Below are 14,856 nucleotides of genomic sequence, written 5' to 3'. Positions count from 1 at the left end.
GCTCGTATCAATCTGCTGTGCCGTCTTCGGGCAGCGGAACATCGAAGCCGTTGAGGATCACCGAAACCGCGCAATAAAGCCCGACAAGATAGATGAATTCGGCTGCCCCATCTTCGCCGAACGCTCCGACCGCGCGCTTGTACGTCAGCGCCGGAAGCGTGCTGCCATTGACGAGGCTCGATGCCAGATCGTAGGCGATCGCTTCCTCGTCGCTGAGATCATTCGGTCGGTGACCCGAAATGATGGTCGCTATCTTGTCGTCAGGCAGTCCGCGCAGTTCCGCGATGAGGATGTGCGCGTAAAGCTCATAGGCCGCATGAAACTTGGTGCCGGTAACGAGAATGGCGATCTCGCGCACCGTCTTCGGCAGTTTCGGCGAACTCGACATCGCCTTGGTATATTCCCAGACCGGACCGCCGAACTTCGCAAACTGCAGCCAGGGATTCCACGGCCCGATCAGCTGGCCCTTCTCGTTGATGGCGGTGAAACCCTTGAAGTTGGTTTCGATGCCCTTCTTCATGTCGGCATAAAGCGTTTTCTGCTCGGGCGTCATGGCATCGAGAGGCAGGAGGGGCAGTCTCATGGATCGCTCCTTTGCGAAACGGAATTAAGCGGTGCGTCGCAGCATAAGGTAGGCGTGTTTCACCTCGATGCCAGAGGAGGCATTCAATCGCCGAGGACATGCACGACGATTTCACGCGTGTGCGGCCGCGTCCGATGCTCGAAAAGGTAAATGCCCTGCCATGTGCCGAGCATCATCCGGCCTCGCGAAATCGGGATCGTCAGCGTCGTCTGCGTCAGCGCGCTTTTGACATGCGCGGGCATGTCGTCCGGCCCTTCCGAGCGGTGAATGAACAGCGGGTCGCCATCCGGCACCAGGCGCTGAAAGAACGCGACGAGATCGCGCTGCACCTCGGGGTCGGCGTTTTCCTGAACGAGAAGCGACGCCGAGGTGTGGCGGCAGAAAATATGCACGACACCGACCTCGATCTCCGCCGCGTTGACGATTTCAACCACGTCGAGGGTGAATTCCGTCAGACCTTGCCCGCGGGTGTTAATCGTCAGTGTCTGCTGATGCTGTCGCATTCTGGTACCCGCGGCGGATAATGCTTATATTGGCCTGATGAGCAGAGCATTTGTCAAAGAATCCGACGCCGTTGAGGAGCTTCCCGAGAAGCTCGTCTCCGAGCATCGCAATCTGGTAACGCCGGAAGGTCTGCGCCTGATCGAGGTCGAGGTCGATCGTCTTCAGGATGCGCTTGCCGAAGGCCAGCGTTCGGGCGACCGCGATGTCATTCAGCGTGTTTCGCGTGACCTCCGTTACTGGAACCAGCGCCTGACGACGGCCGAAGTGCAAGCCGCACCGCAAGGCACCGACACGGTCTCGTTCGGCGCGACAGTGACGCTTGAGAGGGATGACGGCCGCGTCCAGAAGTTCCGCATCGTCGGCGAAGACGAATCCGACCCTTCGAAAGGCAAGATCTCTTACGTCTCGCCGCTCGCGCAGGCCCTCATGGAAAAGAGCGTCGGCGACGTCGTCATGGCAGGCGCGGGCGAGGCCGAGATCATCAAGATTGAATAGCCTCGACGCCAGCGCGTCTGCCGAATTTCGTTTTCTTAGCTAGGAAGCGCAGTTCGAAGACGGCATGAATTGTTTCATGGCTTCCTCGATCTCGTGCTTGCTCATGTCCCGCAGATGCGTCGCGACCGACCATTTGTGCCCGAACGGATCTTCCACGATCCCGTAGCGGTCGCCCCAGAACATGTCCGCGACCGGCATGCGAAGGATGGCACCGGCTTTGACGGCACGCTCGACGAACGCATCGACGTCGGCAACATAGAGATGGATCGTGACCGGGCTGCCGCCGAGGGTGAGCGGCGACAGCGATCCCCATTCCGGCGCCTCGTCTACGAGCATGATGCTGGAACCGCCGATCTTGATCGCGGCATGCATCAGCTTGCCGTTGGCGCCGGCCAGCCGCATCGTTTCCTCCGCGCCGAAGGCCTTCTTGTAGAAGTCGATGGCATCTGCAGCTCCGCCGCAGACGAGGTGAGGGATGATGGCCTGGCAATTTTCGCTGCGAACCCCGCCTGGCTTTTCCTGCACTTCGGACATTGGTTTCCTCCAATTATTTATGGGGCTGCTGGCCATATCCCGGAAAAAGCTGAGGTTCTCGACCTCGCCGCAGCCGAATTTCCTGGCCCGTTTTCAATCTGGGCAAGAATGAAGGCGTCTTAAAGGGCTGCCAAGCGGAGTTTTTGGCCGCGAGCGAAAGGTTAGCAGCTGCGATCTCCGAAGCGTGGGCTGAGGTCGAGAACAAGCAACACCCAACGAAGACACGCTCAAACATCTCTCCGGACGCAGAAACAAAAAGGGCCGCTTTCGCGGCCCTTGTTAACTCTGCATCAGTTATCCAAGAAGCTCCTGAGCTTCCGGCTCCGGCTCGGATGCTTAAGCTTCCGCAGCGCCTTCGCTTCGATCTGGCGGATACGTTCGCGCGTCACCGAGAACTGCTGACCAACCTCTTCCAGCGTATGGTCGGTGTTCATACCGATGCCGAAGCGCATGCGCAGCACGCGCTCTTCGCGCGGTGTCAGCGAGGCGAGCACGCGCGTCGTCGTATCGCGCAGGTTCGACTGGATCGCCGCTTCGATCGGCAGCACGGCATTGCGGTCTTCGATAAAGTCGCCGAGGTGTGAATCTTCCTCGTCGCCGATCGGCGTCTCGAGCGAGATCGGCTCCTTCGCGATCTTCAGAACCTTGCGCACTTTTTCGAGCGGCATCGCAAGCTTTTCGGCGAGCTCTTCCGGCGTCGGTTCGCGGCCGATCTCGTGCAGCATCTGCCGCGAGGTGCGCACGATCTTGTTGATCGTCTCGATCATGTGCACGGGAATGCGGATCGTGCGGGCCTGGTCGGCGATCGAACGCGTGATCGCCTGTCGGATCCACCACGTCGCGTACGTCGAGAACTTGTAGCCGCGGCGGTATTCGAATTTATCGACCGCCTTCATAAGGCCGATGTTGCCTTCCTGGATAAGATCGAGGAACTGCAGGCCGCGGTTGGTGTACTTCTTGGCGATCGAGATAACGAGGCGAAGGTTGGCTTCGACCATTTCCTTTTTCGCCTGACGGGCCTCGCGCTCACCCTTCTGCACCGCTTTGACGATGCGGCGGTATTCCGGAATTTCCAAGCCCGTTTCGGTCGCGAGCTGATGGATCTCGGCCCGGATCTGCTCGACCTGGCCGCGCTCTGTCTTGACGAACTGACCCCACTTCTTGCCGTTGCCGGCGACACGGTCGAGCCACGTCTGATCGAGTTCGTTGCCGTAGTATTCATCGATGAAGTGCTGGCGCGGCACGCCGTAGCTGTCGGCGAGGCGCATCAGGCGGCCTTCGAGGCCGATCAGCCGCTTGTTGATCGCATAGAGCTGCTCGACGAGGCTTTCGATACGGTTGTTGTTGAGCGAGAGCGATTTGACGTCGACGATGATCTCGTCGCGAAGCTTCTCGTAGGCTTTCTGCTGCTGGCGCGAACCCTGCTCGCCGACGAGCTGCTGTTCGAGCTTCTTGTCCTGCTGCTTGCGCAGTTTCTTGTAGGTCGATGCGATCTTGTCGAAGGTTTCAAGAACTTTCGGCTTGAGTTCCGCTTCCATCGCCGCAAGCGACATGGCGTTCTCGAACTCGTCTTCGTCGTCGCCTTCGCCGGCCGGAGTTTCGGAATCGCCTTCTGGGCCTTCGCCCTCTCCGGTCATAGCCGGAACTTCTTTCGCCTCGGGACCTTCATAGGTCGCTTCGAGATCGATGATGTCGCGAAGCAAAATTTTGCCGTCGTTGAGTTCGTCGCGCCAGATGATGATGGCCTGGAACGTCAGCGGGCTTTCGCACAGGCCCGCGATCATGGCTTCGCGGCCGGCCTCGATGCGCTTGGCGATGGCGATTTCGCCTTCGCGCGACAACAACTCGACCGAGCCCATCTCGCGCAGATACATGCGGACGGGGTCGTCGGTACGCTCGGCGGGTTCCGATTTGCCTTCCGACTTGGTCAGGGCCGACGAGCTTTGCGCCACCAGAGAGCGCCCGCTTTCCTCATCGTCGGCGACATCCTCTGCGCCTTCTTCTTTCTCTTCGCCCTCTTCGGTCTCGACGACCGTGATGCCCATGTCGGACAGCGTGGCGTAAAGATCCTCGATCTGGTCGGAGGAAACTTCCTCCGACGGCAGCACCGAGTTCAGCTGATCGAGGGTAACGTAGCCCTTGGCCTTCGCCGACTTGAGAAGACGCTTGACGGCCTGGTCGGAAAGATCGAGGAGGGGGCTGTCGCGTTCTGGTGCGTCGGCTGCCTGTTCTTTGTCGTCGGTCTTCTGGACTGCCTGCTGGGCGCGTGCCATTTTTGTTCCTTGTCGTCTGCGCCGTGCCCGGAAGGGTGCGGCTCAATCATGGTTTAGGCTTCGAACCGCTGTCTCTGCAGCTCTCCGAAGCCTGAATGCCGGATACGCGCCTATTGGGCGCGCTGAACGTGTGAAGCGTCGTCGTCGGGTTGGTCGAATTCGTCGTCCATTGTATCCATCGCCGCCTCGCGGGCGATTTCACGTTTGATGTCGAGTAGGCGTTGCTGAGCCTCTTCTGTGCAATCCCGATACCAAGCCTCCTCGGCCGCTTTCAGGGCATGACCGAGTGCGGCCTGTCGCTGATGAAGCGCAAGAATATGGTGCCAGGCGGCTTCGACATCGGTGACGGAAGCATCTGCTTCGGCAAAACGGTCGCTGGCGTGCGTAATCGTTTGCGCGACGAGGTCCACCACCTTTGCAACCCCCGATTTGCTCAATTGGGTGCGTAAAGTTGCGGTGTCAAGTGAATTTTGGCGTGCATGAACCGCTAAAATTTCATCGCGAAGCGCCGCCAGCGAAGGGGCGCCGAACTCGATTGCCGCAATCTCTTCGGAATGCTCATCAATCAACCAGGGATGGTTAAGAAGTGTTTTCGCGATAAGCGCTTCGCGCGGCGATATGCTCTGGAAATGGCTAACGAGTTCAGGACTGGCGGTCGGTACGTTCGAAAGGGCGCTCTGCCGGAAAGGTCGCGACGGCTGCCATCTCTCGCCGCCCGGGCCGCCGACGCGGCTGCGGTCCCGCATGCGCCAGTCGGGCGGCGCGACCGGCCGCGCATAGGACGCCTGCCCCCGGGAGCCGTCATTCCGAGCACCCGCTGAGCCACGGAACGATGACGATCGCTCCCGACCAAGTTGATACAACCTGTCCCTCAACTCGCGGGAATAATGGCTGCGGACCGTCGCATCTTGGATCAACGCTGTAAGCGCGCCGAGCCGGGCTTCGAGGGCGGCACGCTGCTCCGGGGTGCCGGTCGGCTGCGCCTTAAGCTCCCGCTCCCACAGCACGTCGATCAGTGGGCGGGTCCGGGCCAAAACCTCGGTCATCGCATCCGCGCCCTGTTGCCGGATGAGATCGTCGGGATCGAGCCCGTTCGGCAGAAAGGCAAACATCACGCTGTAGCCCGGTTTGACCCAGAGCAGCGCGACCTCGACAGCCCGGTCGGCGGCCTTCAGCCCAGCGCTATCGCCATCGAAGCAGAGCACGGGCTCGGGCACGAAGCGCCACAGCAGTTTCAGCTGGTCCTCGGTCAGCGCCGTGCCGAGCGGCGCGACCGTCTCTTCGAAACCGGCTTCCGCCAGCGCGACGACGTCCATATAGCCTTCGACCACGATCACCCGGTTCTTTTCGTGCCCCGCCGTCCTGGCGCGGGCGGCATTGAACAGGATGTGGCCCTTATGGAAGAGGGGGGTTTCCGGAGAATTCAGATATTTGGCCGGCACGTCCTTCTCGAGCGCGCGGCCCCCGAACGCGATTACCCGGCCTTTGAGATCGAGGATCGGAAACATCACGCGGTTGCGGAACCGGTCGTAAGGCTCCGGAATGTCGTCGCCCGCGATCAACATTCCGGCGACCGCCATATCGGCGGATGAGAAGCCCTTGGACTTAAGATGCGCATTGAGCGCCGACCTCGAATTCGGCGCAAACCCGAGCCGGAAGCTTTGAATGGTTTTTTGCGCGAGACCGCGCTTTTCGAGATAGCGCCGCGCCTCCGCGCCCGCGCCGGTCTTAAGGCTCGCCTCGAAGAATTCCGCCGACGCCTCAAGCAGATGGTAAAGCCGGTCGCGCTGGTCTTCCTGCTCGACGTTCCGCTCGACCGGCTTCGGCATCGGGACGCCCGCTTCCGCCGCCAGCCGCTCGACGGCTTCGGGGAATTCAAGCCCTTCGGTCTTCATCAGGAATGTGAAGATGTCGCCATGCTCGCCGCTCGCGAAGCAATGATAGAAGCCCTTTTGGTCGTTGACGAAGAAAGACGGGCTCTTTTCGGTTTTGAATGGCGATAGCCCGCGATACTCGCGCCCCGCCTTCTTCAACGCGACCTTCCGGCCGACCACCTGGCTGACCGACAGCCGGGATCTGATCTCATCCAGAAAGTTCGGACTGAAGCGCATGAACGCGTTGAGCCTCGGTGAAGCGACCTGCCGCGTTCGCCCCTGAGCTGGGCCGTCCGCGGAATCAGGAATAAGTGATTCGCTTCGAGGCCTGCCACTTCAAGGCCTTGTCATGTCCGGCCGTACCCGCTTTCCACAGTGCCTGCGCATTAGGCATTCCGGTTTTCATGTCATCCTCACGCTGGTCTCGAGGAAGGCCTGTCGGAAAATCAACCAAGCTTGGCTTTCACCGCCGCGCTCGCCTTCTGGAAATCCATCTGTCCCGCGTACTTGGCTTTGAGCACGCCCATGACCTTACCCATGTCCTTCGGGCTCGCCGCGCCGGTCTCCTTGATCGCATCTGCGATCGCTGCCGCGACTGCGGCTTCGTCCATCTGTTTGGGTAGGTAAGCTTCGATGATATCGATTTCGGCCTGCTCGGTGGCTGCAAGCTCCGGGCGGCCCCCGCTCGTATACTGAGCGATTGAATCCCGCCGCTGCTTCACCATCTTCGTCATCACCGCGAGCACGGCGGCTTCGTCGAGGTCTTTCTTGGCCTCGATCTCGGCGGACTGAATGGCTGCGTTGATGAGCCTCAGCGTCCCCACGCGCTGCTTTTCGCCGGCCTTCATCGCCGCCTTGAGGTCCGCGTTGATCTTCGCGCGCATGCTGCGTCTCCTTGCGTTCGGAGCGTTGGTTTAGGGGCTTGGCCCGCCCTGAGGCAACCCTTGAGCCGAAGAACTTTGGCGAGAATTTTAACGAGGTCGCCATAATTGACGCCGAATGGCCGTTCCCCTAGGTTCCGCGCAAATTTGGGCCCGGCCCGAAACTCCATGATCTGGAAGAGTGATGACCGCACCTGAACCCTGGACAGAAGTGCCTCTGACCGCGCGCCTCGTGCTCGACGACGGAACCGTCATCGCCGGGCGCGGCCTTGGTGCGACCGGAACGGCAGTCGGAGAGGTCTGCTTCAACACCGCCATTACCGGCTATCAGGAAATCCTGACCGACCCGAGCTATGCCGGCCAGATCATCACCTTCACCTTTCCGCACATCGGCAACGTTGGTGCCAACCCGGAAGATACCGAGACCTCGAACCTTGCCTCGCGCTCGGGCGTGCGCGGTTGCGTCCTTCGAGCCGACATCACAGATCCTTCCAATTATCGCGCCGCTGAAAATCTCGACGCCTGGCTGAAAACGCGCGGCATCATCGCCATCGCTGGAATAGATACCCGCGCACTGACCGCCCGCATCCGCGAGCGCGGCATGCCGAACGGCGTCATCGCGCACAGCCCGGACGGCAAGTTCGACATCGAAGCTTTGAAATCCGAAGCCAAGTCGTGGCACGGCCTCCTCGGTCTCGATCTCGTTCCCGAAGTGACGAGCGGTCAGAGCTATTCGTGGGACGAGCAGCGCTGGGTCTGGAACAAAGGCTTTACGCGCAACGAAAATCCTGAATTCCACGTCGTTGCCATCGACTACGGCCTGAAGCGCAACATCCTTCGCTGCCTCGCGTCCGCCGGCTGCAAGGTGACCGTCGTTCCCGCGAAAGAAAAGGCCGGCGATATTCTCGCGCGCAATCCGGACGGCGTCTTCCTGTCGAACGGTCCCGGCGACCCGGCGGCAACGGGCGAATACGCGGTGCCCGAGATCAAGAAGCTCGTCGACAGCGGCAAGCCGGTGTTCGGTATCTGCCTCGGCCACCAGATGCTCGGGCTCGCACTCGGTGCTTCGACCAAGAAAATGCACCAGGGCCACCACGGCGCCAATCATCCGGTCAAGGACTTCACGACCAACAAGGTCGAGATCGTGTCGATGAACCACGGCTTCGCCGTCGATCGCGACAGCCTGCCGGACGGCGTCGTCGAAACTCATGTCTCGCTGTTCGACGGCTCGAACTGCGGATTGGCGCTTCAGGGCAAGCCGGTGTTCTCGGTGCAGCATCATCCCGAAGCCTCGCCCGGCCCGCAGGACAGCCATTATCTCTTCACGCGCTTCGTCAACATGATGCGTGAACAGAAGGGTCTGCCGACGACACGGGAACGCTGATAGCGGCACTCCAAGGGGCGCCGCGCCGCAAATCAACCTTGCTGAACTTTAAGATCGCTTCTGCGGCAAATTTGCTTATAACCCGGGGAAAAATTCTCGGAGGAAACTGATGCGCGTGTTCATTTTCGCTGCTTTGGCGCTGGCGGCGGCGTCTCCCGCATTTGCCGCGGGAGCCGATTGCTCAGCCGACGTCCTGGCCGCAATCAGGAAGCAGCTGGAGCAGAAGGCGTTCCGCGTCGAGTTCGCCCAGCCGACGGCTGAGGGCGAGGCGTACATGAAGATTGACTACATGCCGCCGTTCAAAATGCTTCAGACGGTAACGTCTCCGGCCATGCCCGGCGAGCAGCAGACGATGCTGGTCAACGATCGGGCCTTTTCAGGTTCAGGCGGTAGCTTCGAAGAACTGCAGCCGCAGTTCACGCAATCGATTGTTGCCGAAGTCTCCAATGCGCTGGCGCGGCCGAGCAAGCTCGAGGGTTATGAGTGCCTCGGCACTGTGAAATACGAAAATCAGGACCTTCTCGGCTATCGCTTCGAGGACAAGTCGCATCCGCAGGCCGATCCCTCGAAAATCATCGCCCGGACGATTTACGTCGACCCGAAGACCGGATTGCCGGCATACAATGTGGTCGCCTCGCTCGCTGATGGCGCCAAGCCGCTCAGAGAGGTCAAATATTCTTATCCGACCGACATCGACATCGTTGCGCCCGCGAATGCGCCGGTGCAAAAGCTCCGCTAACGCCCTTCAACCGGCATCCGTTTGGGATATTTCCATGCGCCGCACCATCGCTTCCGCCATTGTCGTTCTCGCTGCTTTCTCCGGCGAAGCCGCGGCGCAAGCCCCGGAGATGTCTCCGGCTCCCTCCAAGCAGAACGCCAATCCATGCCGTGAAGAGGTCTCGGCTGCCCTGCAGAAGCTTCGCAAGTCGGCGTGGTTCCGCATGGATAGCCATATGATCACCGAGAACGGTCCGACGTCGATGCAGGTTGAGTACGTGCTGCCGGATCGCATGCACCAGACAGTGACGCAAACGCTCACCAACCAGACGTCGGAGCTGATCCTGGTTGGCGATCAGGCATGGTCGAAGCAGCAAAGCGGCTGGCGGCCGGTTCCGCAGCAGATCGCTGCCCAGATCCGCGGCCAGATGGACGACAATGTCGTCAAGCAGCAAACCGACGTCGGCGATTACGCCTGCAAAGGCCGCACGCAGGTCGATGGCCGCGATGTCCTCTCCTATAAACTCGACAGCGAGGTCGAGAAGGGCTCGACCGCAACGGCGAGCCAAGCCTATCGCATGTTCTACGTCGATGCTCTGACCGGCCTGCCAGCCAGCAATGTGCTTCTGGTGCCCGGCCACGAGAACAAGCCGATTTTCAAGACGACCTATTCCTACCCGATCGACTTGAAGATCGACGCGCCAAAGGACGTCCTGCCGGATAAATCCCCGGGGCCCACCCCGCCGCCGGCCGCGGACGGTAAATAATCGTTTTCAAGATCTCTGCGACATCACGGAGCCGGATGGCAGCCATGCCGGCGCGCGCGATGTATCCTGTCCTCTCCGGCGTTAGAAGCTCGTCCGGAGATTCCCATGACCGTCATCGATTCATCCCGCACCGCGCTTCGCGCGCCGGTTGCCAGCGCCTCACTCGCGGTTTTATTGGCGGTGAGCTTTAGCCATCTGCTCAACGACGTGATGCAGTCGTTGTTCGTCGCCATCTACCCGATGCTCAAAGAGGATTACCATTTGAGCTTCTGGCAGATCGGCCTGCTGACGATGTCATTCCAGATCACCGCCTCGCTGCTGCAACCTTTCATCGGCCACTACACCGACAAGCGCCCCGTCCCGTATTCGACCAGCATCGGTATGGGATCGACGTTCTTTGGCCTTATTCTGCTGGCGTTTACGACCAGCTATCTCGGCCTTCTTGTCGGCGCCGCCTGCGTTGGTGTCGGCTCGGCGATTTTCCATCCTGAATCCTCGCGCATCGCTCGCCTCGCCTCCGGCGGACGTCACGGCTTCGCTCAGTCGTTGTTTCAGCTCGGCGGCAACTTCGGTACCGCAATCGGACCGTTGCTTGCCGCATTCGTCGTCTTACCGCGCGGGCAGGGGAGCATCGGCTGGTTTGCGGCAATTGCGCTCGTCGCGATGGTGATCCTGTGGAAGGTCGGCCAGTGGGCGACGGTGGCCGGCACGAAGCGGCGCAATGGCATGCAGGGTCCCGGGCTGATCCATTCGCGCGGCAAGACGGCTGTCGCCCTCATCGTGCTTGCCGTGCTCGTCTTTTCGAAGAACATCTATACCGCGAGTTTCGCGAGCTTTTACACCTTCTACGCCATTCATCGCTTCGGCGTGTCCGTGCAGGAATCGCAGCTGATGCTGTTCGCGTTCCTCGGAGCCTCGGCGGTCGGAACGATCCTCGGCGGCATCTATGGCGATCGCTTCGGTCCGAAGATGGTGATCTGGTTTTCGATCCTCGGCTGCCTGCCATTCTCGCTGGCATTGCCCTATGCCGATTTCACCTGGACGGTCATTCTGTCGATCCTCATCGGGCTCATTCTGTCGTCGGCATTCCCTGCGATTGTCGTCTTCGCCCAGGAACTGGTGCCGGGTCGCGTCGGCATGATTTCGGGAATCTTTTTCGGCGCGGCGTTCGGTATCGCAGGCATTGCCGCGGCGTTGCTCGGTCTCGTCGCCGACGCGAAGGGCGTGGATTACGTCTATTGGATTTGCTCGTTCCTGCCATTCTTCGGGCTGTTGACGGTATTCCTGCCCGGAACCGCCCGGCCCGAATATGACAACCTGAAAACCGCATAAACTGCGTTCGAGGCGGAGAACGTCGCAGCGCGATATTTTCGGGGTTTCCCCCGCGCAATGCTTTGCCTATAAGGCCCCCTTAGCCCGTCGTTCCACCCACCCCTGAGCCGACCGCGTCGACCACGCGAGCTTCGGCCAAAGTCTTGCGCTGTATGCCAAAACGTACCGACATCAAATCCATTCTCATCATCGGCGCCGGCCCGATCGTCATCGGCCAGGCGTGCGAGTTCGACTATTCCGGCACTCAGGCTTGCAAGGCTCTGAGAGACGAGGGCTATCGGATCATCCTGGTCAATTCCAATCCGGCGACGATCATGACCGATCCCGATCTCGCCGATGCGACCTACATCGAGCCGATCACGCCCGAAGTTGTGGCCAAGATCATCGCCAAGGAAAAGCCCGACGCGATCCTGCCGACGATGGGCGGCCAGACCGCGCTCAACACCGCGCTCGCGCTCCACAAGCAGGGCATTCTGCACAAGTACGGCGTCGAACTGATCGGCGCGAAAGCCGAGGCCATCGATAAGGCCGAGGATCGCAAGCTGTTCCGTGAAGCGATGGAAGAGATTGGGCTCGAAACCCCGCGCTCGCGCCTTGTCCACAACCGTGACGAGGCGACATCCGCGATCGAGCACGTCGGCCTGCCGGCGATCATCCGGCCGTCGTTCACGCTCGGCGGCACAGGCGGCGGCATCGCCTACAATCGCGAGGAATATTTCGAGATCATCGATCGCGGCCTCGACGCCTCGCCGACCTCACAGGTCCTGGTCGAAGAGAGCGTCATCGGCTGGAAAGAATTCGAGATGGAGGTCGTCCGCGACAAGGCGGACAACTGCATCATCATCTGCTCGATCGAGAACATCGATCCGATGGGCGTCCACACCGGCGATAGCATTACCGTCGCCCCGGCTCTGACGCTGACCGACAAAGAATACCAGATCATGCGCGACGCCTCGATCGCCGTTCTGCGCGAGATCGGCGTTGAGACCGGCGGCTCGAACGTTCAGTTCGCCGTCAATCCCGCCGACGGCCGCCTGATCGTCATCGAGATGAACCCGCGCGTGTCGCGTTCCTCCGCTTTGGCATCGAAGGCAACGGGCTTCCCGATCGCGAAGGTCGCGGCCAAGCTCGCCGTCGGCTACACGCTCGATGAAATCCAGAACGAGATCACGGGTGGTGCCACGCCCGCCTCGTTCGAGCCGACGATCGATTACGTCGTCACGAAAATTCCGCGCTTCGCATTCGAGAAATTCCCCGGTGCCGACACGACGCTGACGACGTCGATGAAGTCGGTCGGCGAAGCCATGGCCATCGGCCGCACGTTCGCCGAAAGCGTGCAGAAGGCGCTTCGTTCGATGGAAACGGGCCTTACCGGCTTCGACGATATTCAGCTCGAGGGTCTTGGCCAGGGCGACGACAAGAACGTTGTCCGCGCCGCCGTCTCGCGGCCGACATCCGACCGCATCCTGAAGGTCGCACAGGCCTTCCGCGAAGGCTTCGCGCTCGACGAGATCCATCAGTATTGCAAGATCGACCCTTGGTTCCTTTCCCAGATCAAAGCCATCGTCGATACAGAAGCCCGCATCATCGCGCATGGTCTGCCGAAATCGGCATCTCAGCTTCGCGCGCTCAAGGCGCAGGGCTTCTCCGACGCGCGTCTGGCAAAGCTCGGCAAGGTCGCCGAAACCGACGTCCGCAAATTGCGCAAGGACCTTGCCGTCGTGCCGGTCTTCAAGCGCATCGACACCTGCGCAGCCGAATTCGCGTCCCCCACGGCCTATATGTATTCGACCTACGAAACGGGGCTAACGGACGAAGCGTCCTGCGAAGCGTTTCCGAGCGAAAAAAGCAAGATCGTCATTCTCGGCGGCGGTCCGAACCGCATCGGCCAGGGCATCGAGTTCGATTACTGCTGTTGCCATGCTTGCTTCGCACTGACGGCTGCGGGCTTCGAGACCATCATGGTCAACTGCAACCCTGAGACCGTCTCGACCGACTACGATACCTCCGACCGGCTTTTCTTCGAGCCGCTGACCGCCGAAGACGTGCTCGAAATCATCCGTGTCGAGAGCAGCAAGGGCACGCTCAAGGGCGTGATCGTCCAGTTTGGCGGCCAGACACCGCTCAAGCTCGCGAGCGCGCTGGAAGAGGCCGGGGTGCCAATCCTCGGCACGTCACCCGATGCCATCGACCTTGCCGAAGACCGCGATCGCTTCAAGGCACTGATCGACAAATTGAAGCTTAAGCAGCCGAAAAGCGGCATCGCCAAGACGCCCGAGGCGGCGCGCGGCATCGCCGAACAGATCGGCTATCCCGTCGTCATTCGTCCGTCCTACGTGCTCGGCGGCCGGGCTATGGAGATCGTCCACGACGGCGCCGAGGTCGACCGCTACGTCGCCCGCCTCTCGGCGACGCTCGACAAGCCGTCCGAGCTTGTCGTCTCGGACAAGCGGCCGCTGCTGATCGACAGCTATCTGACCGATGCCGTCGAAGTCGACGTCGATTGCCTATCCGACGGCAAGGACACATTCGTCGCCGGCATCATGGAGCATATCGAGGAAGCGGGCATTCACTCCGGCGACAGCGCCTGCTCGCTGCCGCCGCATTCACTGTCGCCGGCGATCATCGCCGAACTCGAACGCCAAGCCCGCGAACTTGCGCTCGCGCTACGCGTCGTCGGCCTGATGAACGTGCAGTTCGCGATCAAGGACGAGCAGGTGTTCATTCTCGAAGTGAACCCGCGTGCGTCGCGCACCGTGCCGTTCGTCGCCAAGGTCATCGGCCTGCCGATCGCCTCGATTGCCGCCGAGATCATGGCGGGCAAGCCGCTGGCATCGTTCAAACTCACTAAGCCCAGCTATGACCACATCGCCGTAAAGGAAGCCGTTTTCCCGTTCGCGCGCTTCCTTGGCGTCGATCCGATCCTCGGTCCTGAGATGCGCTCCACCGGCGAGGTGATGGGCATCGACCATGATTTCGCGATGGCCTTCGGCAAGAGCCAGCTCGGCGCCGGCCAGACCTTGCCCTCGAAAGGGACGGTCTTCGTCTCGGTCAAGGAGAGCGATAAATCCCGCGTCGTCGCCCCTGTCAGGGAACTCGCCGCCATGGGTTTCAAGGTCGTGGCCACGCGGGGCACCAAACGCTTCCTGGAAGCCAACGGCATCCAGTGCGATGCCATCAACAAGGTTCTCGAAGGTCGCCCGCATATCGTCGACGCCATCAAAAACGGCGACATCAGCCTTGTTTTCAATACAACCGAAGGTTCGAAAGCCCTGAGCGACAGCAAGGACATCCGGCGCACGGCCTTGCTTCACCACATCCCGTATTATACAACGCTCTCAGGGGCGGTAGCGGTTACTCGAGCCATCAAAGCACTGGCGTCCGACACGCTGGAAGTGGCTCCGTTGCAGGCTTTCGCACATCGCTAGGCCGTTCGCCGCGCTGATGGGGCGCCCGGAAAGCGGTGCCCCTTCGCAACATTCCTAATTGCCAGGCTTGCTGTTACCGTATGT

At 60.9% G+C, this 14,856-nt stretch carries 12 protein-coding genes; 6 read left to right on the top strand and 6 right to left on the bottom strand.

Features of this window, described 5'->3' with window-relative positions; translation table 11 throughout:
• Nucleotides 1-7: 7 nt before the first annotated feature.
• Nucleotides 8-583 (bottom strand): carboxymuconolactone decarboxylase family protein, encoded by a 576-nt coding sequence (locus QM780_RS05710; protein ID WP_415069519.1) that lies wholly within the window; start codon nt 581-583, stop codon nt 8-10.
• 83 nt (nt 584-666) lie between these two features.
• Nucleotides 667-1,086 (bottom strand): secondary thiamine-phosphate synthase enzyme YjbQ, encoded by a 420-nt coding sequence (locus QM780_RS05705; protein ID WP_415069518.1) that lies wholly within the window; start codon nt 1,084-1,086, stop codon nt 667-669.
• A 37-nt stretch (nt 1,087-1,123) separates the two neighbouring features.
• Between QM780_RS05705 and greA the strand changes: the two genes are divergently transcribed.
• Nucleotides 1,124-1,582 carry a transcription elongation factor GreA gene (gene greA / locus QM780_RS05700; RefSeq protein WP_415069517.1) on the top strand — a complete coding sequence of 153 codons (459 nt, stop codon included), beginning with the start codon at nt 1,124-1,126 and terminating at the stop codon, nt 1,580-1,582.
• Nucleotides 1,583-1,621: 39 nt separating this feature from the next.
• On the opposite strand, the gene QM780_RS05695 is transcribed toward greA, so the two are convergent.
• From QM780_RS05695 to QM780_RS05680, 4 genes are all read right to left on the bottom strand, one after another.
• Complete coding sequence (locus QM780_RS05695) at nt 1,622-2,116, bottom strand: VOC family protein (RefSeq protein ID WP_415069516.1); 495 nt, start codon at nt 2,114-2,116, stop codon at nt 1,622-1,624.
• Nucleotides 2,117-2,406: 290 nt separating this feature from the next.
• Entirely contained in the window at nt 2,407-4,389 is a 1,983-nt protein-coding gene (rpoD, locus tag QM780_RS05690; protein WP_415069515.1) for an RNA polymerase sigma factor RpoD, read from the bottom strand.
• 110 nt (nt 4,390-4,499) lie between these two features.
• Nucleotides 4,500-6,500 (bottom strand): DNA primase, encoded by a 2,001-nt coding sequence (dnaG, locus tag QM780_RS05685; protein WP_415069514.1) that lies wholly within the window; start codon nt 6,498-6,500, stop codon nt 4,500-4,502.
• A gap of 209 nt (nt 6,501-6,709) precedes the next feature.
• Complete coding sequence (locus tag QM780_RS05680; RefSeq protein ID WP_415069513.1) at nt 6,710-7,147, bottom strand: GatB/YqeY domain-containing protein; 438 nt, start codon at nt 7,145-7,147, stop codon at nt 6,710-6,712.
• A 181-nt stretch (nt 7,148-7,328) separates the two neighbouring features.
• Between QM780_RS05680 and carA the strand changes: the two genes are divergently transcribed.
• The 5 genes from carA to carB all read left to right on the top strand — a co-directional run bounded on the left by carA (nt 7,329) and on the right by carB (nt 14,772).
• Nucleotides 7,329-8,528, top strand: coding sequence for a glutamine-hydrolyzing carbamoyl-phosphate synthase small subunit (carA, locus tag QM780_RS05675; RefSeq protein WP_415069512.1), 1,200 nt, complete (start codon nt 7,329-7,331; stop codon nt 8,526-8,528).
• Nucleotides 8,529-8,637: 109 nt separating this feature from the next.
• Nucleotides 8,638-9,267, top strand: a complete 630-nt coding sequence (locus QM780_RS05670; RefSeq protein ID WP_415069511.1) for a hypothetical protein — start codon at nt 8,638-8,640, stop codon at nt 9,265-9,267.
• A 34-nt stretch (nt 9,268-9,301) separates the two neighbouring features.
• Nucleotides 9,302-10,012, top strand: a complete 711-nt coding sequence (locus QM780_RS05665; RefSeq protein WP_415069510.1) for a hypothetical protein — start codon at nt 9,302-9,304, stop codon at nt 10,010-10,012.
• Nucleotides 10,013-10,117: 105 nt separating this feature from the next.
• On the top strand, nt 10,118-11,344 hold the full coding sequence (locus tag QM780_RS05660; RefSeq protein WP_415069509.1) for an MFS transporter: 1,227 nt from the start codon (nt 10,118-10,120) through the stop codon (nt 11,342-11,344).
• Between the two features lie 152 nt (nt 11,345-11,496).
• Complete coding sequence (carB, locus tag QM780_RS05655) at nt 11,497-14,772, top strand: carbamoyl-phosphate synthase large subunit (RefSeq protein ID WP_415069508.1); 3,276 nt, start codon at nt 11,497-11,499, stop codon at nt 14,770-14,772.
• Nucleotides 14,773-14,856 lie beyond the last annotated feature (84 nt).

It is taken from the genome of Hyphomicrobium sp. (assembly GCF_047600905.1).
Classification (GTDB): Bacteria; Pseudomonadota; Alphaproteobacteria; order Rhizobiales; family Hyphomicrobiaceae; genus Hyphomicrobium_B.
The sequence above is the reverse complement of the archived record's forward strand: the minus strand, read 5'-3'. Positions and strand labels throughout refer to the sequence as shown.

Coding starts and splice junctions, on each gene's coding strand:
- greA (WP_415069517.1), top strand. CDS start 1,124: ATGAGCAGAGCATTTGTCAAAGAATCCGACGCCGTTGAGGAGCTTCCC.
- dnaG (WP_415069514.1), bottom strand. CDS start 6,500: ATGCGCTTCAGTCCGAACTTTCTGGATGAGATCAGATCCCGGCTGTCG.
- QM780_RS05670 (WP_415069511.1), top strand. CDS start 8,638: ATGCGCGTGTTCATTTTCGCTGCTTTGGCGCTGGCGGCGGCGTCTCCC.
- carB (WP_415069508.1), top strand. CDS start 11,497: ATGCCAAAACGTACCGACATCAAATCCATTCTCATCATCGGCGCCGGC.
- QM780_RS05710 (WP_415069519.1), bottom strand. CDS start 583: ATGAGACTGCCCCTCCTGCCTCTCGATGCCATGACGCCCGAGCAGAAA.
- QM780_RS05680 (WP_415069513.1), bottom strand. CDS start 7,147: ATGCGCGCGAAGATCAACGCGGACCTCAAGGCGGCGATGAAGGCCGGC.
- QM780_RS05665 (WP_415069510.1), top strand. CDS start 9,302: ATGCGCCGCACCATCGCTTCCGCCATTGTCGTTCTCGCTGCTTTCTCC.
- QM780_RS05695 (WP_415069516.1), bottom strand. CDS start 2,116: ATGTCCGAAGTGCAGGAAAAGCCAGGCGGGGTTCGCAGCGAAAATTGC.
- QM780_RS05705 (WP_415069518.1), bottom strand. CDS start 1,086: ATGCGACAGCATCAGCAGACACTGACGATTAACACCCGCGGGCAAGGT.
- rpoD (WP_415069515.1), bottom strand. CDS start 4,389: ATGGCACGCGCCCAGCAGGCAGTCCAGAAGACCGACGACAAAGAACAG.
- QM780_RS05660 (WP_415069509.1), top strand. CDS start 10,118: ATGACCGTCATCGATTCATCCCGCACCGCGCTTCGCGCGCCGGTTGCC.
- carA (WP_415069512.1), top strand. CDS start 7,329: ATGACCGCACCTGAACCCTGGACAGAAGTGCCTCTGACCGCGCGCCTC.